Source organism: Micromonospora sp. NPDC005206 (assembly GCF_040608175.1).
GTDB lineage: Bacteria > Actinomycetota > Actinomycetes > Mycobacteriales > Micromonosporaceae > Micromonospora.
In genome coordinates this window covers 81,244-105,241 of record NZ_JBEXHU010000014.1, presented here as the reverse complement: position 1 = coordinate 105,241, position 23,998 = coordinate 81,244, and the positions used below count along the sequence as shown (strand labels likewise).

Here is a 23,998-nt window from a genome sequence, read left to right as displayed (position 1 = left end):
GATGACCATCCGGATCTGGCACCAGAGCTTCACCGACGTGGAGCAGCTGCCGTCGTACGTCGCGATGCTGCAGCACCACGCCGGGCGGGTGTGCTCCGCCGACACGGAGCTCGTCGTACATGGCGTGCGTGCGGGCAGCTATCCGCCGGGCATGAACCCGATCGAGGCCACCCGCTACCCGTGGTCCAACCACGTGCTGGCCACCCAGATCGCGCACAACGCCGCCCAGGCCGAGGCCGAGGGCTACGACGCTGTCGTCGTCAGCTGCTTCTTCGACCCGGGGCTGCGCGAGGCGCGGAGCCTCGTGGATATCCCGGTGATCAGCATGGCGGAGACTTCGCTGCTGCTGGGCACGAGCGTCGGCGGGCGATTCGGGCTGATCGGGCTGGAGCGGGCGCAGTCGTTTGCGCTGCGTGAACTGGCGACGGCGTACGGCGCCCTCGACCGCGTCGTCGCGACCGTCCCGCTCGATCCGGCCATCACCGAGGCCGAGCTGGAGGAGATGTTCTCCTGCGGGGGCGACCTGCTCGACCGCGTCCAGCGGGCGGCCCGCGTCGCGATCGACGCCGGCGCGGACGTGATCATCCCCGCAGAGGGCATGCTCAACACCAGTCTCGTGCGCAGGGGCGTTACCGAAATCGACGGCGTGCCGGTGCTGGACTCCTACGGTCTGGGCCTGGCTTACGCGGAGGCACTGGTCGGGCTGCAGCGCAGCGTCGGGCTCAAGGTGAGCCACGCCGGTGCGTACGGGCGGCCCACCAACGCCCACGCCGCACACTTCGCGGCCGTGACGGGCGCCGTGCTCACCGAGAGCACTGCCTGGCAGGTAGGCGCGCCATGATCGTCGATGCCGAGCGCCTGCACGGGCTGATCACGACCGTCCTCGAGCACCACGGTGCGCCTGCGGACGCCGCCCGGACCCAGGCCGACGTGCTGCTCGAGGGCGACCTGCGCGGGCAGCACTCCCACGGGCTGCAGCGGCTGCCCGTGCTCGTCGCCAGGATCAGGGCGAGGCTGATCGTGCCGAACGCCAGGCCGGAGTTCTGGTGGCCGGTCCCCGGCTTCGCCGTCGTGGACGGGCGCCGCGGGTTCGGGCCCGTCGTGGGCATGGCCGTTGTCGATGAGCTGGTCAAGACCGCCACGGCGGCCGGCGTCGCCGTCGCCGCCGTGCGGTCGGCCAACCACCTCGGGATGCTCGCCCCCTACGTCGAGCGGATCGCCGACCGCGGAGCCATCGGCTTGGCGCTCACCACGAGCGAGGCGCTCGTGCATCCATGGGGCGGCCGGCGGGCGATGGTGGGTACTAACCCGATCGGGCTCGCCGTCCCCACGGGCGGGCAGCACTTCGTCCTGGACATGTCCACGGCTGCGGTGTCGCGGGGCAAGATCCTCAACCACGCACTGACCGACCGGCCGTTGGAGCCGGGCTGGGCGGTCGACGTGGCCGGCGAGCCGACGACCGCCCCTCAGGCGGCGGTCGAAGGGGCACTGTCCCCTTTCGGCGGCCCCAAGGGCTACGCCCTCGGCCTGGGCCTCGAGCTGCTGGTCGCCGTTCTGTCGGGCACCGAGACGGGCGAGCGGGTGCTCGGCACCCTCGACACCGAGCACCCCAGCACGAAGGGCGATCTCTTCTTCGTGTTCTACCCGTCGGTGCTCGGCCGGGACGACTTCGTCGAGCGCGTCAGCGCCTACCTCGACGAGGTCCGCACAAGCGCGACAGCACCGGGATTCGAGTCCGTCGACGTCCCCGGCGACCGGGCCGCGCGGGAGCGGGCACGACGGCTGGCCGACGGCATCCCGATCGACGACGAAGTCTGGAAAGCCGCGGAGGAGCTGCTGCCATGACCGACACCGCCATCCCGACCACCTCCGCCAGCCTCCCCGCGATCGGCGGTCCCGCCGGCGCCGCGGCGGTGCTGCGGCTGCCCCGGCTGGTCCACTTCGGCCCCGGAGCGATCGCGTCGGCACCCTCCATGGTCGCCTCCTTCGACGAGCGGGTGCTGGTGTGCACCGACCGCACAATGGCCGGCACCCCGCCGTTCCGGCGGCTGCTCGACGCGCTGCGGGAGGCGGGTTGCCGCGTCGAGGTGTACGCCGAGGGCGAGCCCGAACTGCCGGCCGCGACGATCGACGCGGCGGTCCGAACGGGCAGCGCCGCGACGCCCGGCGTCATCGTCGGGTACGGCGGAGGCAGCTCCATCGACCTCGCCAAGGTGACAGCGCTGCTGCTGGCGCATCTCGGTCCGATCAGCCGGTACTACGGTGAGAACCTGGTCCCGGGTCCGGTGGTGCCCGTAGTGGCGGTCCCCACGACAGCCGGCACCGGGTCCGAGGTGACACCCGTCGCAGTGGTCGCCGACCCGGACCGGGAGTTCAAGGTGGGTGTCTCCAGCCCGCACCTGATCCCCGCCGCCGCCGTCGTCGACCCCGACCTGACCCGCGGCTGTCCGATGACGGTGCGGGCCCACTCGGGTGCGGACGCGCTCGCTCACGCCATGGAGGCGCTCACAGCCGGACGCCGGCGCACCGACTGGGCGGCGGAACTTCCGGTGTTCGTCGGCGCCCAGCTGCTGGGAGACGCGCTCGCCCTCGAGGCGGCCAGCGTGATCGGGCTCAGCCTGCGCCAGGTGGTCGCCAACGAGAACGACGACGCCGCCCGGGTTGCGATGTCCTACGGCAGCACCTGCGCGGGCATGGCCTTCGGAACCTCCGGCACACACCTGGGGCACGCGCTGCAGTACTCCATCGGGAAGGCGACCAGCACCTCCCACGGCCTCGGCGTCGGCCTGCTGCTGCCCTACGTCCTCGCCGCGGTGCACCCCTCCTCCGTCGCGCCACTGACCCGGGTCGCGGAGGCGTGGGGCATGTCGGTGGACGACCCGGTCAGGGCCGTGATCGGCGAGGTCGCCGCGATCTGCGCCGCAATCGGCCTCCCGGCCAGCCTGGCCGACCTCGGTCTCGCTCAGGGCGACCTGCCCCGCCTCGCCGAGCAGTCGGCCACCTTCACGCGACTCGTCGCCAACGCGCCGGTCGCGGCCGACGGCGCCCTTCTCCTCGAGCTGCTCAGGGCTGCGTGGGCAGGCGATCTCGACCTCGCCTACGAGCTGGGGTCGACGTACGGCGGAGGTGGACGATGAGGCGCCCAGCGGCCCGGTGGGCCGTTCTGGCCCTGCTGGCCGTTCTCGCTAGCGGCGGGGGCGTCGTGGCCCATGCCCACCCGGGCAGTCCGCGGACCCACTCCGCCTCTGAGACCGCCGCGGGGGGGCGGGCGACCGCCGAGCTGGCCCTGGCGGCATGGGTGGTCGCGCGGCTGACGGAGTCCGGGCTGCCGATCTCCGACCCGGTGGTCTGCACGCGGCCGGCGTCCAACCCGGACCCTGAGGTCCCGCCTCCGATGGTGGCGTTCCGGGACCGGCGGGTGGAGCGGTCTTACCCGCGACCAGTGGTCGCCGCCGGTGGTGCGGTCGAGGTCTTCGCCTCCGAGGCGGAGGTGGCCGACCGCCTGGCGCTGCTCGAGGAGCAAACCATAGCCGCACAGCGCAACGGCTTCGACGAGATGGGCCGCGCCCTTCACCCCGAGCGGCGCTACCAGGCGGGGCCGGTCCTTCTGCGGCTCACCGGCTTCCTGCCGCCCCAGGCCGCCGAGCGGTACCGCACCGTGTTCGAGCAGGCCGTCGCCGACGGGGCGACGTCCGACGACATCCCCGAGGAGGTGCCATGTTCGATATGACCGACGTCATCGACCTGCACGTGCACACCGGACCGGACCTCTTCCCGAGGATCGACGACGACGCCGGGACGGCCCGCGCCTGTGCGGCGGCCGGCATGGCGGGCATGGCGGTGAAGTGCCACTTCGAGGGCACGGCCGTCCGCGCGCACCTGGTTAACCAGATGGTGCCCGGGTTCACGATGTACGGCGGCATCACGCTCAACTACCCGGTCGGGGGCATCAACCCGATGGCCGTCCAGTCGTGCCTGGCGGTCGGCGGCAAAGTCGTGTGGATGCCTAGCGGGCACTCGAAGTACCACGCGAGCATCACCGGCACGCTCGGCGGTTGGGGCAACAGCTTCATGAAGCTCGCCAACCCTGAAGGCGCGGAGGGCCTCAGCGTCCTCGACCAGGAGGGCCGGCTGACGTCGGAGGCCCGGGAGGTCGTCCGGCTCGTCGCCGAGGCCGACGCGCTGCTAGCGACCAGCCACCTCGCTCCGCCGGAGATCCTGGCCGTGCTCGACGAGTCCCGGGCCGTCGGCACGCGGGTCCTCGTCAACCATGTGTTGTACATGCCGCAGTGCGACCTCGACTTCATCGAGGAGGTCGTGCGCCGCGGCGCGGCGGTCGAGGTGTGCTCGGTGCTCGTCAGTGGCTTCTGGGACAGGCTCCGGCTCGACGACGTGGTGGCGATCGTGGCTCGGATCGGCGCCGAGAACCTGGTGCTCGCCTCGGACGGCGGGGGCATCCAAACGCCCGCGCCCCACGAGTCCCTGCGCGTGCTGCTCGACAACCTGCTCCACCACGGGGTGGCGGAGGAGGACCTCCGCCGCTCCGTCACCGAGGTCCCGCGAAGACTGCTTGGCGTCTAAGCGAGGACACGACCAGGACCGCCGACCACGGTGGGTCGCGACCAAGGACGAGGAATGACTGGGGACACTAGACACTCCACAGGCAGGCACCTCACGGGCAGCTTCATCGGCGGAACGTGGCGGCCGCCCGAGCCCGGGCAGGGGCAGCCCGTGCACGATCCGGCGGACGGCTCGGTGATCGCCACCGTGGCCGACACCAGCGTCGCCGAGTGCCTCGAGGCCGTCGAAGCGGCGGCCGCCGCCCTGCCCGCGTGGGCCGCCACCGCGCCGCGGGCGCGCGCCGAGGTGCTACGCCAGGCGTTCGAGCTGATGCAGGCCGACGCCGACACCATCGCCGAGCTCATCACCCGCGAGAACGGCAAGCTGCTCGCCGACGCCCGGGGCGAGGTGGCCTACGCAGCCGAGTTCTTCCGCTGGTTCGCCGAGGAGGCGGTGCGGATCGGCGGCGACTACCGCGTGGCGCCCTCCGGCGACAAGCGGATCGTGGTCACTCGCAAGCCCATCGGCGTCGCCCTGCTCATTACGCCCTGGAACTTCCCCGCGGCGATGGCGACCCGGAAGCTCGGCCCCGCCCTGGCGGCGGGCTGCAGCGTCGTGCTCAAGCCCGCGCTGGAGACGCCGCTGACCGCGACGTACCTCGTCGACCTGCTCAGCCGCGCCGGCGTCCCGGATGGGGTGGTTAACTGCGTGCTGCCCCGCGACCCGGGGCCAGCGGTGAGCGAGATGCTGCACCACCCGCAGGTCCGCAAGCTCTCGTTCACCGGCTCCACCGAGGTCGGGCGCCTGCTGCTGCGGGAGGCCGCCGACAACGTGGTCAGCACCGCGATGGAGCTCGGCGGCAACGCCCCGGTCATCGTGCTGAACGACGCCGACGTGCGTGCGGCGGTCGACGGCGTGATGGTCGCGAAAATGCGCAACGGCGGCGCCGCCTGCACCGCTGCGAACCGCATCTATGTGCACCGGTCGGTAGCGGGGGAGTTCACCGCGGAGCTGACCGCCCGGATGGCGGAGCTCAGACTCGGCCCGGGGTTGAAGGCCGGCTCGGGTGTCGGCGCCCTCGTATCGCCGGCGGAGGCCGACAAGGTGGCCGAGCTCGTGGACGTCGCGGTGAAGGAGGGTGCCACGGCCACCGTCGGCGGAACGCGGCCGGACGGCCCCGGCGCCTTCTATCCGGCCACGGTGCTTACCGGCGTGCGCCACGGAGACCGGATCACGACCGAGGAGATTTTCGGCCCGGTTGCCCCAGTGATCGAGTTCGACGACGAGGACGAGGCCGTGCGCTGGGCCAACGACACCGACCGGGGCCTGATCGCGTACGTCTTCGCCCGCGACGTCGCCCGTGCCATGGCCGTCAGCCACCGACTCGAGGTCGGCATGGTTGCGGTCAACAGCGGCATCGCCAGCGACCCTGCGGCCCCGTTCGGCGGGGTGAAGCAGAGCGGCCTCGGTCGCGAGGGCAGCGACGTCGGCATCCAGGAGTTCCTCGAGGAGCAGTACCTGGCGGTGCCGCTGTGACCGGCACCGACGCCGCCGCAGGCCCGATCGGCCGCCGCCGGCTCGGCCAGGACGGCCCCGAGGTGGGCGAGCTCGCCTTCGGGTGCATGGCGCTTTCGGGCCTGTATGGGCCTGCCGACCAGGCGGAGGCCGAGCGGGTGATTCTCACCGCGCTCGACCGGGGCGTGACCTACCTCGACACCGCCGACTCCTACGGGGACGGCGACAACGAGATGCTGCTGGGCAGGATGCTCAGGGGCCATCGCGAGGACGTCGTCGTCGCGACGAAGTTCGGCATCCAGCGCGAGGGGCTGGGCCGCCCGGAACGGATTCGCGCCGCCCTGGACGCCAGCCTCGGCCGGCTCGGCATGGAGTACGTCGACATCTACTACATGCACCGCTTCGACCCGACGACGCCGATCGAGGAGTCGATTGGGGCGTTGGCCGAGCTGGTCGCGGCCGGCAAGGTGCGCCACGTCGGGCTCTCCGAGGTGAGCGCCGCACGGCTGCGCGCGGCCCATTCTGTGCACCCCATCGCCGTGGTGCAGCAGGAGTATTCGCTGCTCAGCCGCGAGCCCGAAACGGACCTGCTGTGTGCAATGCGCGAGCTCGGCGTGGGCTTGGTGGCGTACAGCCCGCTGAGCCGCGGACTCCTCGGTGGGGCGCTGCGGACCGAGGCGGACCTGGCCGCATACGACCCGCGGCGCCGGCGCTACCCGCGCTTCGCCCCAGAGAATCTGCCGAAGAACCTCGCTCTGGTCGGCCGGCTGCGCAGCCTGGCCGACCAGCACGGCCTCCCGCTGCCGGTCCTCGCCCTCGCCTGGGTGCTATCACGCGGGGACGACGTGGTCCCGCTGTTCGGCGTGCGGTCGGTGGAGCGCCTGGAGCAGAACCTCGCCGCCGCCGGGGTCATGCTGGACCCCGGTCTGGTCGCCGAGCTTGACCGGGCGGCACCCGTCGGAGCCGCGAGGGGGGACCGATACGCGCCGCAGATGGCCACCCGGCTCGACCGGCCTCCGGATCCCACATGAGTACGGTCGAGGCGGCCTCGCGGACACGGTACCGCTGGGTCGTGCTTGCCGTCGGGATCGCCGCCCAGGCCAGCACCGCGGCCTTCTTCCAGGGCCTCGCCTCGGTCGGCCCGGTGATCCGCGCGGAGGGCGGCTTCACATTGGCGCAGCTCGGCATCGTGCTCGGGGCGCCAATGGCCGGCTTCGTCGCGACCCTGCTCCCGTGGGGGTTAGCGAGCGACCGCTTCCCGGAGCGGGCCGTGATGGCGGTCGGCCTCTCGGCGACCACCGTGCTCCTGCTGGTCTCGAGCACGGGGTCGGGCCTGTGGCCGCTCACCGTCAGCCTGGGCCTGGCCGGGGCGGCGGCGGCCAGCGTCAACGCCGCGAGCGGTCGGGCCGTCCTGCGCTGGTTCTCGCCGGTGCGACGCGGCCTGGCGATGGGTCTGCGGCAGACCGCGATCCCGCTCGGCGCCGCGGCCGCCGCGCTGGTGCTGCCGCTGGTCGTGGAGCACGGCGGGGTGGCCCGCTGCATCCAGGTGCTCTCGCTCGGGACGGCGGCTGCCGCTCTGGCCTCCTGGCGCTGGGTCCGCGAGCCGCCCGTCGCGGCGCCGGAGGCGTCCGGCGCCGAAGGGCCACCGCCCCGCGGGTCCGAGTCCGGCGGCCTCGCGCTCCTCGTGCTCGCCGGCTGCGGGCTCGTCGTGTGCCAGGCGACGTTCATGTCGTTCTCCGTTGAGATGCTGCACGGCGACGGCGGGCTGACGCTCAAGGCGGCCGCCCTGGTGTTTGTGATCGCGCAGCTCGGCGGGGCAGCGGGCCGGGTGGCGGTCGGGCTCTGGTCGGACCGGACGGTCGACCGGGTGGCACCGCTGGTCTGCGTCGCCCTGGCGATCGGCACGAGCACCTGCGCCCTCGGTGCCGTGACGGGGGCCGACCCCGCCGTCGTCGTACCGATGGCCGTGGTGGCGGGCAGCCTCGCCATCTGCTGGAACGGCCTCGTCTTCACCGCCACGGCCGAGATGGCGCCGGCCCATCGCGTCAGCACCGCGCTCGGCGCCCAGAGCACCGCCAACTACCTGATGGCCAGCGTCGCGCCGTTCGCCCTGGGATCCCTCATTGGTGCGCGCGGCTTCGGCGTCGGCTTCGGAGCGGCCGGCGCCGTCGGCCTGGCCGTCGGCGCCCTGCTCCTCCTCACCCGACCCACCCGAAACGCGCAGTGAAAGGCATGGCAATGACACCGATCCGACTCCTCCGCCTCGGCCCTCTCGGTGAAGAGGTGCCCGCCCTGCTCGATGAGACCGGGGCGATCCGCGACCTGCGGCCGTTGACTGACGACATCGACGGTAGGTTCCTCGCGTCGAACGGCATCGAGCGGGCCCGGGCGGCCGTGGGCGAGCTGCCGCTTCTGCCCGACGCGGACGCCCTCCGCGTGGGCGCACCGATCGCCCGTCCTTCCGCGGTCATCTGCATCGGGCAGAACTTCGGGCAGCACGCGGCCGAGATGGGTGCCCCGCCGCCGAGCCGGCCGATCGTGTTCTTCAAGCACCCGAACACCGTGGTCGGCCCCCACGACGACATCCTCGTGCCGCTCGGTGCCGAGAAGATCGACTGGGAAGTTGAGCTGGGCGTCGTCATCGGGACGCGCGCACGCTACCTCGGCTCGCCGGAGGAGGCGCTGGCCCACGTCGCCGGGTTCGTCGTCAGCGACGATGTCTCCGAGCGCCACTATCAGCTGGAGGAGTCCCTGGGGCAGTGGTCGAAGGGCAAGTGCTTCGAGACCTTCAACCCGGTCGGCCCGTGGCTGGTGCCCGCCGACCAGGTCGCCCACCAGCGCCTCCGCATGTGGTCGACGGTCAACGGCGAGGTCCGTCAGGACTCGACGACAGCCGACATGGTCTTCTCCGTCGCCGAGCTGGTGCACCAGCTCTCGCAATTCCTGGTCCTGGAGCCCGGCGACCTCATCAACACAGGCACGCCGCAGGGTGTCGCCCTGTCCGGCAGGTTCCCGTTCCTGGCGGTAGGCGACGTGCTCGAAATGGGTATCGAGGGCCTGGGCAGCCACAAGCAGCAGCTAGTCCCGACCCGCTTGGAGGCGTGCCGATGACGACCACCGTGGACAGCATCGATCCCCGTACCGCTGAGGTACGGATGACGGTGAGCCACACCTTCTCCGCGGACGACGTCCGTTCGGTGTGCGCCACTGCGCTCGAGGTCTTCGAGGAGATGCGACGCCAGCCGCGGGCCTGGCGTACCGAAGTGCTGCGCGCCATGGCGGACGCGCTCGAGGCGAGCCGCGACGAGATCGTCGCGGCGGCTGACGCCGAGACCGCTCTCGGACCGACCCGCTTGAACGGCGAATTGACCCGTACCTCGTACCAGCTGCGGCTCTTCGCCGAGGTGGTGGACGACGGCGGCTTCCTCGAAGCGACCATCGACCACGCCGGCCCTACCGACATGGGACCCCGGCCCGACCTACGCCGCATGCTGGTGCCGCTCGGTCCGGTGGCTGTCTTCGGAGCCAGCAACTTCCCGCTGGCCTTCTCGGTGCCCGGCGGCGACACCGCGTCCGCGCTCGCCGCGGGGTGCCCGGTGGTCGTCAAGGTGCACGAGTCACACCCCCAGACCGCCCGGCTCTGCGCGGAGGCGCTGGCCCGCGGCGCAACGCGGGCCGGCGCTCCCGCCGAGTTGGTCCAACTGGTATTCGGCCGCGAGGCCGGGGCCATACTTGCCCAGGACCCGGCCATCACCGCTGTAGGCTTCACCGGCTCACTCAACGGGGGCCAGGCGCTGATGCGGATGGCCGCGGACCGGGACGTGCCGATCCCTTTCTTCGGTGAGCTGGCGAGCCCCAACCCGCTCATCGTGACCACCGCCGCCGCGGCAGAGCGGGCCACCGAGATCGCTGAGGGCCTGGTTGGCTCATTCACTCTGGGCGCCGGGCAGTTCTGCACCAAGCCGGGCATCGTGCTCGTGCCGGCTGGCGAAGCCGGCGACGCCCTAATGCAGAGTGCGATGGCGTTGGTCGAGGACAGCCAAGGCGCGGTGATGCTCAACTCCGGAATCGGCGCCGCATACCGCACCACCGTGGCGGCGTTCGCCAACCAGGCTGGGATCTGCATTTCGACCGGCTCAGACGGAGGTGAGTTCGCACCCGCACCCGCGATCTTCGAGATCCCGGCGGCGGACCTGACCGACCCGCTGCTTCACGAATGCTTCGGGCCCGAAACTGTCGTCGTCCGTTACGGCTCGAACGAGGAATTGCTGCAAGCTCTTGCCCGGGTGCCGGGCTCGCTGACGGTGAGCCTCCACGTCGGCGCCGGAGAAGTCCTCGACCGCGGCCTGCTCGACGCGGCCGAGCGGATAGCCGGGCGGGTGCTCTTCAACGGATTCCCGACGGGCGTCGCCGTGGCGTGGGCACAGCACCATGGCGGCCCGTGGCCGTCGACCAACACCCAACACACCTCGGTGGGTCCGACGGCGATCCGGCGCTTCCTCCGACCCATGGTCTGGCAGGACGCGCCCGAAGAAGCGCTGCCGGTAGAGCTTCGGAAGGGCACCATCGACATTCCGCGTCGGGTCAACGGCACTCTAATCGTGGCGGGTGCCGAATGAGTGGCACCATGCGTGCGGTCATTGCCGACGGCAAAGGCGGCCCGGAGGTCCTCAAAGTGGTTGATCTGCCTGTGCCGAAGCCCGGTCCCGGGCAGTTACTGATCAAGGTTCGTGCCGCCGGGGTCAACCGCGCAGACGTCATGCAGCGCCAAGGCCTCTACGATCCCCCCGACGGCAACGCGGTGCTGGGGCTCGAGGTGTCAGGCGAGGTCGCCGGACACGGCCCCGGCGTGACGGCGCCGCCCATAGGCACCAAGGTTGTGGCGCTCGTAGCGAGCGGCGGCTACAGCGAATACGTCGCGGCGCCCGCTGGACAGGTGGCGCCTGCCCCGGAGGGCGTCGACCTAGTCGACGCCGGAGGCATTATCGAGGTCGCGGCCACCGTCTGGTCAAACGTCTTCATGATCGGCCAGCTGCAGAAGGGCCAGTCCTTCCTCCTGCACGGAGGCGCCAGCGGCATCGGCACGATGGCGCTCCAACTTGCGCGCGTTGCCGGTGCCCGCATCGCCACCACGGTCGGCTCCGACAGCAAGGTGAAGATTGCCCGCGCGCTCGGCGCGGACCTCGTCATCAATTACCGCGAGGAGGCGTTCGAAGAGGTTCTCGCCGATCACGGGTTCGTCCCCGACCTCATTCTCGACGTCGTTGGAGCCGCTTACCTTCGCCGCAACGTCGAAATATTGGGCGTCGGCGGTCGACTCGTAGTGATCGGGCTTCAGGGCGGGCAGTTGGGTGAGATGCCGATCGGGAATCTCCTTTACAAGCAAGGCAGCGTCCACGCAACTTCACTGCGAGCCCGCACGCTAGAGGAGAAGCGTTCCATCGTCCGGGCCACGACCGACGCCCTGTGGCCACTTCTAGCCAGTGGCACAGTTCGACCGGTCATCGCGCACCGCCACAGGTTGGCGGAAGTCAGTGAGGCCCACCGGGCCATTGAAGATCCCGAACACATCGGCAAGGAGTTGCTGGTTGTTCATTAACGAACTCAGAACTCTGCCCAAGATCAAGATGGGAACGATGACATGACGAGAACCAAGGTCGCCATCATCGGGTCGGGCAACATCGGCACCGACCTGATGATCAAGGTGATGCGCACCAGCCAGCACCTGGAGATGGGGGCGATGGTGGGCATCGACCCGGGCTCCGACGGCCTCGCGCGGGCCGCCCGGTTCGGGTTCCAGACCACCCACGAGGGCGTCGAAGGCCTGATGGCGCTGCCGGACTTCGACGAGATCGAGATCGTCTTCGACGCGACCTCGGCGAAGGCGCACGAGTACAACGCCTCGAAGCTCGAGCCGTTCGGCAAGCGGCTGATCGACCTGACGCCGGCCGCGATCGGCCCGTACGTCGTCCCGGCGGTCAACCTCGAGGAGCACCTCGACGCGCCGAACGTGAACATGGTGACCTGCGGCGGCCAGGCGACCATCCCGGTGGTCGCCGCGATCTCGCGGGTCGTGCCGGTGCCGTACGCCGAGATCGTCGCCTCGATCGCCTCGAAGTCGGCCGGCCCGGGCACCCGGGCGAACATCGACGAGTTCACCGAGACCACCTCGGCGGCGATCGTCGGCGTCGGTGGCGCGGAGCGCGGCAAGGCGATCATCATCCTCAACCCGGCCGAGCCGCCGCTGATAATGCGGGACACGGTGTTCGCGCTGGTGGCTCTGCCGTCGGGGGCGGGCCCGGACGCCGCTGCGCACGAGCAGATCCGGGCGAGCGTGGAGAAGATGGTCGCCGACGTGGCGGCCTACGTCCCGGGCTACCGGCTCAAGCAGCAGGTCCAGATTACCGAGATCCCGGCCGACCAGCCGGTCGAGACCCTGCTCGCTGACGCTGCTGCTGAGCGGCCGACGCACCAGGTGTCGGTGTTCCTCGAGGTCGAGGGCGCCGCGCACTACCTCCCGGCGTACGCCGGCAACCTCGACATCATGACCTCCGCCGCCCTGCAGGTGGCGGAGCGGATCGCGGCCCACTAGGCCGGGAAGGTGAGCGCCCGATGAGCACCCCGATCTTCGTCCAGGACGTCACGCTCCGCGACGGCATGCACGCCGTCCGACACGGGTTGACCACCGACAACATCAAGCGCATCGTCACCGCCCTCGACGAAGCCGGCGTGGACGCCATCGAGGTCGCCCACGGCGACGGCCTCGCCGGCTCGTCGGTCAACTACGGCCCCGGCTCGAACACCGACTGGGAGTGGATTGAGGCCGCCGCGTCGGTGCTGGATAACGCCCGGCTCACCACGCTGCTGCTGCCGGGGGTGGGCACGATCCACGAGCTCAAGACTGCCTACGAGCTCGGCGTCCGCTCCGTCCGGATCGCCACGCACTGCACCGAGGCGGACATCTCTGCCCAGCACATCGCCGCAGCCCGCGAGATCGGCATGGACGTCTCCGGGTTCCTCATGCTCTCCCACATGGCCCCGGCCGAGGAGCTGGCCAAGCAGGCCAAGCTGATGGAGTCCTACGGGGCCCACTGCGTCTACGTCACTGACTCTGGCGGCCGGCTCACCCTCAAGGGCGTCGAGGAGCGGGTCAAGGCATACCGCGACGTGCTCGACCCGAGCACCGAGATCGGCATCCACGCCCATGAGAACCTCTCGCTGTCGGTGGCCAACTCGGTCGTCGCCGTAGAGAACGGCGTCTACCGGGTCGACGCCTCGCTCGCCGGCCACGGCGCCGGTGCGGGGAACTGCCCGATCGAGGCCGTCATCGCGGTCGCGGACCTGTACGGCTTCAAGCACCGCTGCGACCTGTTCAAGCTCCAGGACGCCGCCGACGACATCGTTCGGCCGCTCCAGGACCGCCCGGTGCGGGTCGACCGCGAGACCCTCACCCTCGGGTACGCCGGTGTCTACTCCTCGTTCCTCCGCCATGCCGAGATCGCCAGCCAGCGGTACGGCGTCGAAGTCCGCGACCTGCTCATGGAGTGCGGCCGCCGCCGGCTAGTGGGCGGCCAGGAGGACATGATCTACGACATCGCGCTCACCATGCTCGCCCAACAAGACGCCGACTCAGAACTGTCAACTCTCGGTTGAGCATTGCGCACTGACGAGGGGACTGACGGGATGTCCCTATCGCCTTGTCGAGTCTGTCCCGCCTGAGGCGGAAGAGATCTCAGCGGAGCGTGTCGGATCGAGGCAGCGGCGTTCGTAGCAGGGGTGAGAGGCGGCCCGGGGGGGCGGCCACGATGACAGGAGATGATCCCGATGGCGCAGTACCTGATGTCCGTGCTTGACGACAAGGCCGGCCTCGCCACTGCCGAGGAGCAGGCCGCGATCGACGTCTTCAACGAGCAGCTCCGGGCCGAGGGCCGCTGGGTCTTCGCCGGTGGCCTCGCGTCGCCCAGCACGGCCACGGTTGTCGACGGCCGGGACGGGGAGCCGGTGTTCACCGACGGGCCCTACCTGGAGTCGAAGGAGCACATTGCCGGCTTCTGGATCATCGAGGCTCCCCACCTCGACGTGGCGCTCCGGCTCGCCGCCCTGGGGTCGAAGCACTGCAACCGGAGGGTCGAGCTCCGGCCGTTCCTGGGTTGATGACCGACGTCGGCGAGGTGATCACCCGGGTCCACCGCGAGGAGTGGGCCCGGGTGGTCGCGACCCTGGCCAGGCGCTTCGGCGACCTCGACATCGCCGAGGAGATGGCCGCCGAGGCGTTCGCGACCGCCGTCGAGCGATGGCCGCTCGACGGCGTCTCTCCGAGTCCCGGCGCGTGGCTCACCACCACCGCCCACCGCAAGGCCATCGACCGGATCCGGCGCGAGGTCAGGCGCGATGAAAAGCACAGGGAGGCGCTGATGCTGTCCGACATCCCTGAGCCGCTCGGCGCCATCGACGACGACCGGCTCCGCCTCCAACACCCCGGGCAGAGCCGGCGGGGCAATCACAACCATTCGTTAATGGGGGGTGGAGGTGACATCCGCATCTGCCGCGTGCCGAGTGGAGCGAAGTCGGTGGTGGGCGACTTACGGCGGGTCGATCTCGATGGTGGCCATTCCGGTCGTCCCCGTGCGGACTTGCGCCACCACCTGGCCGACTGGGTCAATGACGCAGGTCGGGCCCAGCCCGATCCGGGACTCGTCACGTTCGCCGGTGACGTCGGCCGAGATCAGCCACATGCCCGTCTCCTGGACCCGTCGCGCGCGGATCTCGTTGTGCCGGGCCTGCCACCAGAATGCCTTCTCGCGGCGCATCATGTTCTGCGCCGGCACCAGCAACACCTGCGCCCCACCCGCCGCCACCGCGGCCGCTGCTTGCCGGAACTGCGTGTCGTAGCAGATGTTGATGCCGAATCGCACACCGTCATGGACGAACACCGGGTAGGCGTCACCCGCGGTGAACACCGACTCTCCGCCGGTCAGGAAGGTCTTGCGATACCCGCCTACCACTCGACCGCCCGTGACGACCAGCGCCGTGTTGTAGTACCGGTCCCGCCACCGCTCGATCATCCCGAGCACAAGCATCTGCCGGATGCCGGCCAGCCGTGCCAACACCGCAGCGAACTCCGTCGAACGCACGTCGAATGCGTGGCGGTGCACATGCTGGCCCGTGACCAGATAGCCCTGCAGGAAGCACTCCGGGAACAGCAGCAGTTCAACCCCCGCCGCGTCAGCCCGGTCCGCGAAGTCCTGGATGACCGTCACCGCCGCGTCCACGTCACCGAGGATCTCCCGGGTCTGGCAGGCACCGATCCGCACCGCGCCAACCTACCCGCTGGCGCGAGAGAGCTGGGTGCGCATCAGATCAGAAAGTAGCGGGTCTGGCCCGAAGATCCGGTGCACGGACCTGCCGCCGATAATGCGCGGCGTCCGCCGCCCCGCTCGTCGCCGTCCATACCACTGTCGGATCGCTCGCCTCGTGGCGCAGAGCGGACGCCCTGCGCTAGGCAGATCGTCCTGGCTGATCGTGTGGGTCCAGGTGGGTGGGATCAGGGGAGCGGGTGGGGAGCAGCCGGGTGCACTGAACGGCGGTCAACTGCGCTCAACGGCACCGAACAGTAGTCAACTGCATCCACCCCGACCTGCGGGTTTCCGTTTCTGCAGGTCAGCGTCGGTGTGGCGTCCTGCTTCACACCAAAGTGCTCCGCGGTTTTGTGCAGCAGTCGAGAGCTATCTATGTCGCCTGGTGGGGGAGTATGTGCAGGTCAAGGCGGTAAGGAGCTGCTGGATGGCCTGGCCTTGCAAGTGGGAGCAGATTGGGCGCAGGTTGGCGAAGTGGTCACCGCGCCCGAAGAGCTCACCGAGGCTGGGCAGAGCGGAGGTCCCTGACCTGCGGTGATGCAGGCGAGCGGTCCGGCGTGACCTCCCAGTGAAGACCGAAGTGCTCAGCCCTCGCTGCTCCCTGTGTGGCCTGGGCCGGCTGTCGTCATGGAGCCGACCGACGCCGTTCAAGACGGTACTGCTGCATCGACATCAGGCTATGGGGGTGGCCACACCGTTCTCGCTGCGGATCCCGGCAGTTGAGACTCGAATCCCACGGTCAACCTTCTGGCCAGGCCTTCCTGCTCGGTGAACTCTTCGGCGCGCCCGAAAGCGTCAGCACCGGCAGCTCCGCTTCACAGGCCGGCGACGTCCGCTCATAGCCGATGAGAGTGCGCAGCACGTATAGCCATCCCGAGTCAAACTGGCCCGAGCCCACTAGCGCGTGGAGGAGGTCCTGGCTGAGCGCAATGTCGAGATTGACCACGTCAGCGTCTTCCGGTGGTGCAACGGTTCACCCCGTTGCTGGCCGACGCCGCCCGGTTCGGTCGCCACTCCCCGGGTGATCGGTGGTTCGTCGACGAGACGTATGTGAAGGTCAACGGGGTGTGGCGGTACGTCTACCGGGCGGTCGATCAGCACGGGCAGGTCATCGACGTGCTCGTCTCGGCCCGCCGTGATGCCGCCGCGGCCCGGCGGTTCTTCCAGAAGGCCCTGCGGGTGCTGAAGGTGACGCCTACCGAGGTGGTCACCGACGCCGCGCCGGTCTACCCCGCCGTGCTCGACGACGTGATCTCCTCGGCATGGCACCATGTCGAGCGGCATGCGAACAATCCGATCGAGGCCGATCACGGTCAGCTCAAGCACCGGTTACGACAGATGCGCGGGCTCCGAACCGACCGGAACCGCACGAGTGATTATCGCCGGACACGCATTCATCCAGAACCTTCGCCGTGGACACTACGAACTCGGGCTCGACAGTCAGCCCAAGCTCCGAGTCGTTTCGGCGTGCGGTGAACTCGCCCGGGCCATCTGACGCGAACCCGACCCGGGCGTAAACGCGCCTCCCCATCAGATAATGCAACGGCGCCGACCCGCCCTCGTCGAGGCGTTGGGTGACGATCGCGACCGGCCGCTGCCTGTCGGCAGCAAACAGCTGCAGCCGGAAGGTCGCCCGGCGGTAGCCACCGGGATGCCCGCAGGCACACTGCGGGCAGCCGCGGCAAACGACCCAGCACACGGTGCCGGGTGATCACACTCGCCTCGATCACCGGCGCCTTCGCCGAGCCGAGCCTTGCCGCCTACGGCGCCTCCAAGACAGCCCTCATCTCGTTGATGGAGAGCCTCAACGCAGAGGAGTCATCCAACGGCGTCATGGCAGCCGCTTACGTCGCGACCGACATGTCGGCCCGGCCGACCGACCTCATCCCTGCAGAGACGATGATCCAAGTCCGCGACATCGTCGCCGTCACCAGGATGCTCCTCGACCTCGGTCGCACCGCCTCGATCTCAAAGATCGTGATCGGACGCAGCGGCACGAACGCGGCACGCCTGAGCTGGCACCGGCTCAAGCCGGTGCCCGCGGTTTCGGGACTCTACAGGCGCATGGGCGAGACCTGCCACTGGACGAACACGTGCGCGACGATAGAATGCAATTTAGAATCCAAATTCTTGACGTCGAAAGGTCCGGTGGCTGTGAGGGACGAGTCGAGCTCCCGGCTGGTACTGACGGCGCTCTCATGTGCGGTCGCCTCGTTCGTCCTGCTGCAGTCTCTGTTCGTGCCGGTGCTGCCCTTGGTCCAGGACCAGTTCCACACCGATGCCCCGACCGCCAGCTGGGTCTTCACCGCCTATCTGCTCGCCGCGTCAGTCGCCACGCCCCTGCTCGGCCGGCTCGGCGACATTGTGGGACGCCGCCGGGTCATGATGGCCACGATGTCGGTCGTTGCCGTCGGCTGCTTCCTTGCCGCGCTGTCGAGCAGCATCGGCTGGCTGATCGGGGCACGTACCCTGCAGGGATTCGGGGGCGGCATTCTCCCGCTGGCGTTCGGGATCGTCCGCGACGAGCTTCCACCAGTCAAGCTCCGACCCGCGATCGGGGCGCTCGCCTCGCTGGCCTCAGCCGGGTTCGGCATTGGGATCGTCGCCGCCGGCCCAGCGGTCCAGTACCTCGGTTACGACTGGATCTTCTGGCTGCCGTGCGTCGTCTCGACACTAGCCGTTGCAGCCATCTGGAGATGGGTGCCTGCCGCAGAACGCGGGCGCACCTCCGAGGGCATCCCATGGCTGCCCGCCATCCTGCTCTCGATCTGGCTGACGAGCCTGCTTCTGCTCATCACCTGCGGCTCCGAGTGGGGCCTGACCTCCGGCAGATCCCTCGTCGCGTTCCTCACCCTCCTGATCGGATTCGCGCTGTGGCTCGCCAGGGAGCTGCACCGAACTCCCACACTCGTGGACCTGCGCATGATGCGCTCGCCGGGCATGTGGACCACCAGCACAGTGGCGATCTTCGTGGGCTTCGCGAACTTCGCATCGTTCGCGTCCCTGCCGCAGCTGTTGCAGACCCCGACATCAACCGGCTACGGCTTCGGCGCCACCGTCGCGGAGTCGGGGCACCTGCTGTTGCCCATGGCCTTGTGCAGTTTCGTCGTCGGACTGGTGAGCTCGCGCCTGGTCGATAGGCTGGGCGCCCGAGCCGTGATCGTCATCGGATGCGCGACTACCACCGTCGCCTTCGCGCTCCTCGCCGTGGCGCACGACCAGGCATGGCAGATCCTTGCGGTCACGACCCTGTACGGCATCGGCGCCGGATTGGTCTTCTCGAGCATGGCGGGAGTCGTCGTGCTAGCCGTTCCGCCTCATCAGAGCGGAGTCGCCAGCGGCCTGAACGCCAACATCAGGACGATTGGGGGCTCCCTCGGCACCGCGATCACAGCCAGCGTCATCTCCCTGCACCAGGGGCCAGGCGGATACCCCCGCGAGCACGGCTACGTCGTCGGCTTCATGGTCCTGGCCGCGGCGATGTGTGCAGCGACCATCTTCGCTCTCTTCGTTCCCGGCCGGCCGCGCGCCGCGCGAGCCCTCGTCCCGTCCGCCAACGATGCGGATGACAGCGCGCTCCGCGAGGGCTTCGACATCACATTCGAACCCGGGCTGACGGATCCTGGGCAGCCGCTTCCGGGAAGAGCTACCTGATGCAGCTCGGACTTCGGCTCACCTACGCGACCGGGATGAAAGAGGCGCTCGATGAGATCCTCGCGATGGAGCGCGAGGGATTGGACGCAGTTCATCTGCCCGAGTCCTACAGCTTCGACTCTGTCAGCCAGCTCGGCTACCTCGCCGCCCGCACAACACGGGTCCGCCTCATGACAAGCATCCTGAACTTCTACTCTCGCACTCCCGCGACGCTCGCCATGACCGCGGCAGGGCTCGACTACGTCTCGGACGGGCGATTCGTTCTCGGCATCGGAGCCTCCGGCCCGCAGGTCATCGAAGGCATGCACGGCGTCCCGTACGACGCCCCCGTCGACCGCGCACGAGAAGTCGCCGAGATCTGCCGGCAGGTCTGGCAACACCAGCCGCTCGAGCACCGCGGTCGCTACTATGAAGTCCCGCTGCCAGCTCGGGGGGGGTGGCATCGGACGGCCGCTCAAGCTCATCAACGAGCCTTTGCGCGCAGACATCCCCATCCACCTGGCGGCCATTGGGCCGCGCAACGTCGAACTTGCCGCAGAACTCTTCGACGGCTGGCAGCCCCTCCTCTTCGACCCCGACGGTGCGCACGCGGCCTTCGGTCGCGCGCTGACCACCGGGCTCGCGAAGCGCGACCCATCGCTTGCACCTCTCCAAATCGTTGTGGACACTCACCTCCTCATCACTCAGGACCCAGACGAACTGGAAAAGGCGCGACGGTCGGTGCGCAGCTATCTCGCCCTCTACATAGGTGGTATGGGCCCACGCGACGGGAACTATTACACACGCCTCGTCTCCCAGTTCGGCTATCCAGACGAGGCCGACCGCGTCCAGGAGCTGTACCTGTCCGGTCAGCGACAACTGGCTGCGGATACGGTCTCCAACCGCCTCGTCAACGGACTCTCTCTCATCGGCGACCCCGAACAGATCGGTTCCAGGCTCGAGGCGCTCCGAGGGGCGGGCGTCACCGGGCTGGCGCTCAGACCGCTCGCCCCTACCCCGCAACGTCGCATCGCCGACATCGCCGCGCTGCGCGGCATGCGTGGCTAATCCACGGTGCTTCCAGCACCCAGCACCCAGCACCCAGCGCTGTCGATGCCGAATCCCGGAGCCTGTATTGGATCCACCGTCGGATATGGTCCATGTGGGTTCGCGCAGACCGGTCTGGCCCGGGAGAGTCACGACGGCTCCACGGGCAGGCGCAAGAGCTTGCCGCGGTGCCAACGGGCCGGATCGTCCAGAGAGAGGGGCAACGAGTGGCAAACGCGGACATCGCCCAGGCGATCGTCACCGGCATCGGCACGGGAGACATCGATCGTTCACTCTTCGCCGAGTGTGCCACCTGGCAGGTGTGTCCCGCGACCCGGTCGGCATCGACGCCTTCCTCGGCTCCCTTGAGTGGGTGCGCGCTAGACGGGCCCGCCCCAGGGTCATGAGCATCTCGGGAGCGACCGCGGGCGAGGTCCGTGTCGCCATCGAGGCAGGCTCAGCGACCCCGATGGCCAACGGGGAGATCTACCGCAACTCCTACCACTTCCTCTTCGTGTTCAACGGAGGGCAGATCCAGGCGGTCAGGGAGTACATGGACACCGCCTACGCCGCGGCCTTCTTCGCCCGCCTGTCCGCAGCCGAGCAGGAGGACCGCAAGTGAGTCAGACCAATGCCGCGAGCGGCCCAGGGATCGACACCAAGACCAATGACGCCGAGACCAATCTTGTGGTGCGCGTCGTACGAGGCCCTGCCGCGGAGCTGAGTGCCGCCGACTTCGAGGTGACCGAGGAGGATATCCCCAGGCCAGGCGACGGCGAGGTCCTGTACCGCGCGATCTACATGTCGCTCGACGCCGGCATGCGCAGCGGCATGCCCCTGCTCGACGGCAGACCTGGCCGGCCCGGCGGGATCGCGGTCGGCGATCCGATGTTCGCCGGCAAGCTGCCTCCGCAGAACGGATGGACCGGGGGACTGGTCGGGCGGGTCCTCGAGTCTCGGCATCCCGCCTTCGTTCGAGGCGACTTCGTGCATGGAGGCATGTACTGGCAGACCCACCACGTGATGGCCGGAGAGTTCCTCGCCAAGGTCGACCCAGCCGAGACATCGCTGGTCTCCACTGTCGGTGTCCTGGGTCAGTCGAGCTTCACGGCCTGGTGCGGCGTCACGCTGGTGGCGAAGCCCAAGCCGGGCGATGTGGTGGTCGTCAGCGGCGCAGGAGGTGCGGTCGGGATGGTCGCCGCCCAGATTTCGCGCCTCCGGGGAGCCACCGTAATCGGGATCGCCAGCGGCGAGAAGGTGCGCTACCTGACCGACGAACTTGGCGTCGATCACTGCGTGGATCGTCTGGCGACCCCCGACATCGGCTCGGCGATCGACGAGCTGGCTCCCAACGGGGTCGACGTCTACTTCGACAACGTCGGTGGTCCGATCCGCGACGCCATGCTTCCGCGGCTGAGGAAGTTTGGGCGCCTGGTCGTGTGCGGAGCTGCGAGCGAGTACGGCGCAGAGCGCGCGCCGGCAACCATCGACTACACCAACATCCTCGCCAAGAGCCTCACGATCGGCGGATTCGTGGTCTATGACCACTACGACCTCCACGACCAGTTCTGGAGAGAGATGTCGGAGTGGATCGGGGCCGGCGACCTGCGCTACCGCTACCAGGTTATCGACGGGCTCGAGAACGCGGCTCAAGGACTCGTCGATCTCCTCGCCGGATGCAATGAGGGGAAGCCGATCGTCCAAGTCTCCCTGGATCCGACGACAGTGCCGCCGGCTGAGTCTGCCTGACCGAGCATGGGCACCACCGATCGGCCGCTTCCATACCAGCGCCGATGCGGAGCACCGCGAGCATGGGGCGCTATCGTGATTCGTTCAGGCCAGTGGTGGAGAGACCTCCTGCGCGGCACACTCGACCGGGCGGGAAAGACAAGGACGGATGGTCGTGAAGCCTCAGGAAGACGGGGCGCGGGTGTCGCCGAGCGGTGCGACCGCGTCTGTAGAGGCACAGCTGAAGCGGATGCTTCTCGGTGGTGAGTTGGTCCCTGGCGAGCAGATCCGCCAGGAGTTCATGGCCTCCCGGCTCGGCGTCAGCCGCGTGCCCGTACGGGAGGCGCTGCGACATCTGGCCGCGATCGGGATGCTGACCCACATCCCCAACGTCGGCTACATGGTCGCCAAGCTCAGCTCCGCGCAAGTGGAGCAGGTATATCTGCTGCGCAAGGTGCTCGAGGACCCGGTTCTCGACAGCCTCCCGCCAGCCACCCAGGATCAGCTGGACACGGTGGAGTCCTTCTCGAAGGCGGTTGCAGAGGCAGCTGAGCGCCACGACGTCGTCGAGCTGCGGAACCGCAACCGAGACTTCCACTTCGCCATCTTCGCCATCAGCCCACTGGACCTTCTCGTCGAGGAGCTGGACAAGGTCTGGACGTGGGCATCGCTGCAGTCCGCCTATCTGTTCAGCCCCGGCAGCCACGACAGCCTGTTCGCCGAACATCGCGATTTCGTCGAGGCACTCCAAGTGGGCGACAACGACGCGCTGAAGACGATCATGGACCGCTCCCGTGACCGCGCCCGCAAGCAGGTCCGGCTCCTGCTTTGTCGCAGTGCACCTCGAGATCGCGGTACATCACTACGATGACGGCCGTCGACGACACCACCGTAGAGTTCGAGCTCGCCAAGACGTGGACCGAGTTCCCCTACCTCCTCGCAACCCCGCTCGGAGAGATCGTCAACCCCCGAGTGCCCGTCGATTCGCTGACCGAAACCCCCGGCGGCCGCAGGAGCCGGCGCCTTCACCTTCGACCACTGGACACCCGGAAACGAGCTGGTGGTCAAAAAGAAGGACGACTGGTGGGGCGGCACGGTCTGTCTGGACAGCCTGCGCTTCATCACCCAGAACGACGCCAACGCCCGCCGGGACACCTTCGAGAACGTGAAGCGCAAGTGTTCAACAACAACGCCAACCTCGAGGTCCCCGCAGCCGTCGTCACCGAGCCCGATGTCAACTACGTGAATTGGCCGCTGCGACTGGGAGTGACGCCGACCTTCGGCGTCGGTCCCGAGGCCGGGAAAGCACCGCGGCCAACATGGACATCCGTCGGGGTCTGCAGCTGACCCTCGATCCGCAGTTCATGGTCGACTGCGTCAACCAAGGCGCATCGGGCTCGACATCGTTCTTGTCCAGCGACAACCCGCTCAACCCTGGTCTAACGGGCATCCGCTACGACAAGGACGCCGGCAAGGCACTGCTCGACAAGGCGAAGCAGGAGAGCTGGGACGGCAAGATCAGCTTCCTGACACTCAAACCAGCCGCGGCCATCGCCAACAACGCCGCCGCCCTTTGGAAGTCGTCGGCGTGGACGTCGCGGTCAAGGCCGTCGAGGTCAGCGAGCTGATACCCGCACTTCAAGGCGGCGGCGGATTCGGCATTGGTGCCTCGGGCGCCAGCACCGCCCCTGGCCGAGTGCATCTCCTGCGACCTGGACGCCTACCGCAGCGACGGCACCGCCAACCGGGTCAGATTCTCCGACCCCACGATCGATGCTCTGGCAGAGCGAGCAGACTCGCTCAACCCCGAGGGCGTCCCACAGTTCCTGCAGGACTACCAGGAGGCCTGAAACAACGCGATCCCCCGCATCCTCTACGGCCAGCAGTACTACCTGGAGGCCTGGACCCCGAAGCTGCACGGCGTGCGCCCCCGTCGCGCTATCTGATGGTCGACTTCTTTAAGGCCTGGCTCGAGCAGTGAGACCGCTGCGGCCGGCCCTCGGCGACCGGCCCCGCCACGCCAACACGCACGCCATCAGCCCCGCGTCCTGGCGGTCCAAGAGGTCGTCTCCTGTGACCTGCTCAGACAGGAGGCTGCTCGTGCATTCGGACGCGTCAGAAGCACCTTGTGCGGCGCTCGGCGGGCAGAGCAAGCAGTC

General features: G+C 69.1%; 24 protein-coding genes and 3 pseudogenes. 25 read left to right on the top strand and 2 right to left on the bottom strand.

Translation table 11 applies throughout. The features are described from left to right. Position 1 precedes the first annotated feature (1 nt). The 15 genes and pseudogenes from ABZU69_RS22125 to ABZU69_RS22055 form a co-directional block, all read left to right on the top strand. A complete protein-coding gene (locus ABZU69_RS22125; protein WP_354966230.1) occupies positions 2–841 on the top strand; it encodes an aspartate/glutamate racemase family protein in 840 nt (279 codons plus the stop codon). Next, positions 838–1,845, top strand: a complete 1,008-nt coding sequence (locus tag ABZU69_RS22120; RefSeq protein WP_354966229.1) for an Ldh family oxidoreductase — start codon at positions 838–840, stop codon at positions 1,843–1,845. The genes ABZU69_RS22125 and ABZU69_RS22120 overlap by 4 nt, the downstream gene beginning before the upstream one ends. Further along, positions 1,842–3,137: an iron-containing alcohol dehydrogenase gene (locus ABZU69_RS22115; RefSeq protein ID WP_354966228.1), complete on the top strand. Its 1,296-nt coding sequence runs from the start codon at positions 1,842–1,844 to the stop codon at positions 3,135–3,137. Before ABZU69_RS22120 ends, ABZU69_RS22115 begins: the two co-directional genes overlap by 4 nt. Further along, a complete protein-coding gene (locus ABZU69_RS22110) occupies positions 3,134–3,730 on the top strand; it encodes a hypothetical protein (RefSeq protein WP_354966227.1) in 597 nt (198 codons plus the stop codon). The genes ABZU69_RS22115 and ABZU69_RS22110 overlap by 4 nt, the downstream gene beginning before the upstream one ends. Continuing rightward, positions 3,718–4,581: a DUF6282 family protein gene (locus ABZU69_RS22105; RefSeq protein ID WP_354966226.1), complete on the top strand. Its 864-nt coding sequence runs from the start codon at positions 3,718–3,720 to the stop codon at positions 4,579–4,581. The genes ABZU69_RS22110 and ABZU69_RS22105 overlap by 13 nt, the downstream gene beginning before the upstream one ends. A 54-nt stretch (positions 4,582–4,635) precedes the next feature. Then, positions 4,636–6,096 carry an NAD-dependent succinate-semialdehyde dehydrogenase gene (locus ABZU69_RS22100; protein ID WP_354966225.1) on the top strand — a complete coding sequence of 487 codons (1,461 nt, stop codon included), beginning with the start codon at positions 4,636–4,638 and terminating at the stop codon, positions 6,094–6,096. Further along, entirely contained in the window at positions 6,093–7,106 is a 1,014-nt protein-coding gene (locus tag ABZU69_RS22095; RefSeq protein ID WP_354966224.1) for an aldo/keto reductase, read from the top strand. The genes ABZU69_RS22100 and ABZU69_RS22095 overlap by 4 nt, the downstream gene beginning before the upstream one ends. Then, a complete protein-coding gene (locus ABZU69_RS22090; RefSeq protein ID WP_354966223.1) occupies positions 7,103–8,302 on the top strand; it encodes an MFS transporter in 1,200 nt (399 codons plus the stop codon). Before ABZU69_RS22095 ends, ABZU69_RS22090 begins: the two co-directional genes overlap by 4 nt. 5 nt (positions 8,303–8,307) lie before the next feature. After that, complete coding sequence (locus ABZU69_RS22085) at positions 8,308–9,186, top strand: fumarylacetoacetate hydrolase family protein (protein ID WP_354966222.1); 879 nt, start codon at positions 8,308–8,310, stop codon at positions 9,184–9,186. After that, on the top strand, positions 9,183–10,694 hold the full coding sequence (locus ABZU69_RS22080) for an aldehyde dehydrogenase (NADP(+)) (RefSeq protein ID WP_354966221.1): 1,512 nt from the start codon (positions 9,183–9,185) through the stop codon (positions 10,692–10,694). The genes ABZU69_RS22085 and ABZU69_RS22080 overlap by 4 nt, the downstream gene beginning before the upstream one ends. An 8-nt stretch (positions 10,695–10,702) precedes the next feature. Then, entirely contained in the window at positions 10,703–11,674 is a 972-nt protein-coding gene (locus tag ABZU69_RS22075; RefSeq protein ID WP_354966220.1) for an NAD(P)H-quinone oxidoreductase, read from the top strand. Positions 11,675–11,716: 42 nt separating this feature from the next. After that, positions 11,717–12,667, top strand: coding sequence for an acetaldehyde dehydrogenase (acetylating) (locus tag ABZU69_RS22070; protein ID WP_354966219.1), 951 nt, complete (start codon positions 11,717–11,719; stop codon positions 12,665–12,667). A gap of 20 nt (positions 12,668–12,687) precedes the next feature. Beyond that, positions 12,688–13,728, top strand: a complete 1,041-nt coding sequence (gene dmpG, locus ABZU69_RS22065) for a 4-hydroxy-2-oxovalerate aldolase (protein WP_354966218.1) — start codon at positions 12,688–12,690, stop codon at positions 13,726–13,728. A gap of 171 nt (positions 13,729–13,899) precedes the next feature. Next, complete coding sequence (locus tag ABZU69_RS22060; protein WP_354966217.1) at positions 13,900–14,229, top strand: YciI family protein; 330 nt, start codon at positions 13,900–13,902, stop codon at positions 14,227–14,229. After that, positions 14,229–14,546, top strand: a pseudogene (locus ABZU69_RS22055) (sigma factor); the annotation flags it as partial. The gene ABZU69_RS22060 and the pseudogene ABZU69_RS22055, both read left to right, overlap by 1 nt. Before the next feature lie 111 nt (positions 14,547–14,657). Here ABZU69_RS22055 and ABZU69_RS22050 read toward each other — a convergent pair. Together ABZU69_RS22050 and ABZU69_RS22045 are read right to left on the bottom strand one after the other, a co-directional pair. Further along, positions 14,658–15,389, bottom strand: a complete 732-nt coding sequence (locus ABZU69_RS22050) for a carbon-nitrogen hydrolase family protein (RefSeq protein ID WP_354966216.1) — start codon at positions 15,387–15,389, stop codon at positions 14,658–14,660. A 781-nt stretch (positions 15,390–16,170) separates the two neighbouring features. Beyond that, complete coding sequence (locus tag ABZU69_RS22045; RefSeq protein ID WP_354966363.1) at positions 16,171–16,377, bottom strand: hypothetical protein; 207 nt, start codon at positions 16,375–16,377, stop codon at positions 16,171–16,173. On the opposite strand from ABZU69_RS22045, the pseudogene ABZU69_RS22040 reads away from it, so the two are divergent. The 10 genes and pseudogenes from ABZU69_RS22040 to ABZU69_RS21995 all read left to right on the top strand — a co-directional run. Beyond that, positions 16,309–16,926, top strand: a pseudogene (locus ABZU69_RS22040) (IS6 family transposase); the annotation flags it as partial. The gene ABZU69_RS22045 and the pseudogene ABZU69_RS22040 sit on opposite strands and share 69 nt — an antisense overlap. A gap of 212 nt (positions 16,927–17,138) precedes the next feature. Beyond that, a complete protein-coding gene (locus tag ABZU69_RS22035) occupies positions 17,139–19,085 on the top strand; it encodes an MFS transporter (protein WP_354966215.1) in 1,947 nt (648 codons plus the stop codon). Continuing rightward, positions 19,085–19,444: pseudogene (locus ABZU69_RS22030) on the top strand (LLM class flavin-dependent oxidoreductase); the annotation flags it as partial. The gene ABZU69_RS22035 and the pseudogene ABZU69_RS22030, both read left to right, overlap by 1 nt. A 49-nt stretch (positions 19,445–19,493) precedes the next feature. Then, complete coding sequence (locus ABZU69_RS22025) at positions 19,494–20,132, top strand: LLM class flavin-dependent oxidoreductase (RefSeq protein WP_354966214.1); 639 nt, start codon at positions 19,494–19,496, stop codon at positions 20,130–20,132. A 382-nt stretch (positions 20,133–20,514) separates the two neighbouring features. Continuing rightward, positions 20,515–20,733 (top strand): hypothetical protein, encoded by a 219-nt coding sequence (locus tag ABZU69_RS22020; protein WP_354966213.1) that lies wholly within the window; start codon positions 20,515–20,517, stop codon positions 20,731–20,733. Next, a complete protein-coding gene (locus ABZU69_RS22015) occupies positions 20,730–21,860 on the top strand; it encodes an NADP-dependent oxidoreductase (protein WP_354966212.1) in 1,131 nt (376 codons plus the stop codon). Before ABZU69_RS22020 ends, ABZU69_RS22015 begins: the two co-directional genes overlap by 4 nt. Positions 21,861–22,014: 154 nt before the next feature. After that, positions 22,015–22,710 (top strand): GntR family transcriptional regulator, encoded by a 696-nt coding sequence (locus ABZU69_RS22010; protein WP_354966211.1) that lies wholly within the window; start codon positions 22,015–22,017, stop codon positions 22,708–22,710. A gap of 189 nt (positions 22,711–22,899) precedes the next feature. Beyond that, positions 22,900–23,085 (top strand): hypothetical protein, encoded by a 186-nt coding sequence (locus ABZU69_RS22005; protein ID WP_354966210.1) that lies wholly within the window; start codon positions 22,900–22,902, stop codon positions 23,083–23,085. 73 nt (positions 23,086–23,158) lie between these two features. Continuing rightward, the gene (locus tag ABZU69_RS22000) at positions 23,159–23,467 is read left to right on the top strand and encodes a hypothetical protein (protein WP_354966209.1); all 309 of its coding nucleotides are present in this window, start codon (positions 23,159–23,161) and stop codon (positions 23,465–23,467) included. Positions 23,468–23,503: 36 nt separating this feature from the next. Beyond that, positions 23,504–23,689 (top strand): hypothetical protein, encoded by a 186-nt coding sequence (locus ABZU69_RS21995; RefSeq protein ID WP_354966208.1) that lies wholly within the window; start codon positions 23,504–23,506, stop codon positions 23,687–23,689. Positions 23,690–23,998 lie beyond the last annotated feature (309 nt).

Coding starts and splice junctions, on each gene's coding strand:
- ABZU69_RS22125 (WP_354966230.1), top strand. CDS start 2: ATGACCATCCGGATCTGGCACCAGAGCTTCACCGACGTGGAGCAGCTG.
- ABZU69_RS22120 (WP_354966229.1), top strand. CDS start 838: ATGATCGTCGATGCCGAGCGCCTGCACGGGCTGATCACGACCGTCCTC.
- ABZU69_RS22115 (WP_354966228.1), top strand. CDS start 1,842: ATGACCGACACCGCCATCCCGACCACCTCCGCCAGCCTCCCCGCGATC.
- ABZU69_RS22110 (WP_354966227.1), top strand. CDS start 3,134: ATGAGGCGCCCAGCGGCCCGGTGGGCCGTTCTGGCCCTGCTGGCCGTT.
- ABZU69_RS22105 (WP_354966226.1), top strand. CDS start 3,718: ATGTTCGATATGACCGACGTCATCGACCTGCACGTGCACACCGGACCG.
- ABZU69_RS22100 (WP_354966225.1), top strand. CDS start 4,636: ATGACTGGGGACACTAGACACTCCACAGGCAGGCACCTCACGGGCAGC.
- ABZU69_RS22090 (WP_354966223.1), top strand. CDS start 7,103: ATGAGTACGGTCGAGGCGGCCTCGCGGACACGGTACCGCTGGGTCGTG.
- ABZU69_RS22085 (WP_354966222.1), top strand. CDS start 8,308: ATGGCAATGACACCGATCCGACTCCTCCGCCTCGGCCCTCTCGGTGAA.
- ABZU69_RS22080 (WP_354966221.1), top strand. CDS start 9,183: ATGACGACCACCGTGGACAGCATCGATCCCCGTACCGCTGAGGTACGG.
- ABZU69_RS22075 (WP_354966220.1), top strand. CDS start 10,703: ATGCGTGCGGTCATTGCCGACGGCAAAGGCGGCCCGGAGGTCCTCAAA.
- ABZU69_RS22070 (WP_354966219.1), top strand. CDS start 11,717: ATGACGAGAACCAAGGTCGCCATCATCGGGTCGGGCAACATCGGCACC.
- dmpG (WP_354966218.1), top strand. CDS start 12,688: ATGAGCACCCCGATCTTCGTCCAGGACGTCACGCTCCGCGACGGCATG.
- ABZU69_RS22060 (WP_354966217.1), top strand. CDS start 13,900: ATGGCGCAGTACCTGATGTCCGTGCTTGACGACAAGGCCGGCCTCGCC.
- ABZU69_RS22025 (WP_354966214.1), top strand. CDS start 19,494: ATGAAGTCCCGCTGCCAGCTCGGGGGGGGTGGCATCGGACGGCCGCTC.
- ABZU69_RS22020 (WP_354966213.1), top strand. CDS start 20,515: ATGAGCATCTCGGGAGCGACCGCGGGCGAGGTCCGTGTCGCCATCGAG.
- ABZU69_RS22000 (WP_354966209.1), top strand. CDS start 23,159: ATGGACATCCGTCGGGGTCTGCAGCTGACCCTCGATCCGCAGTTCATG.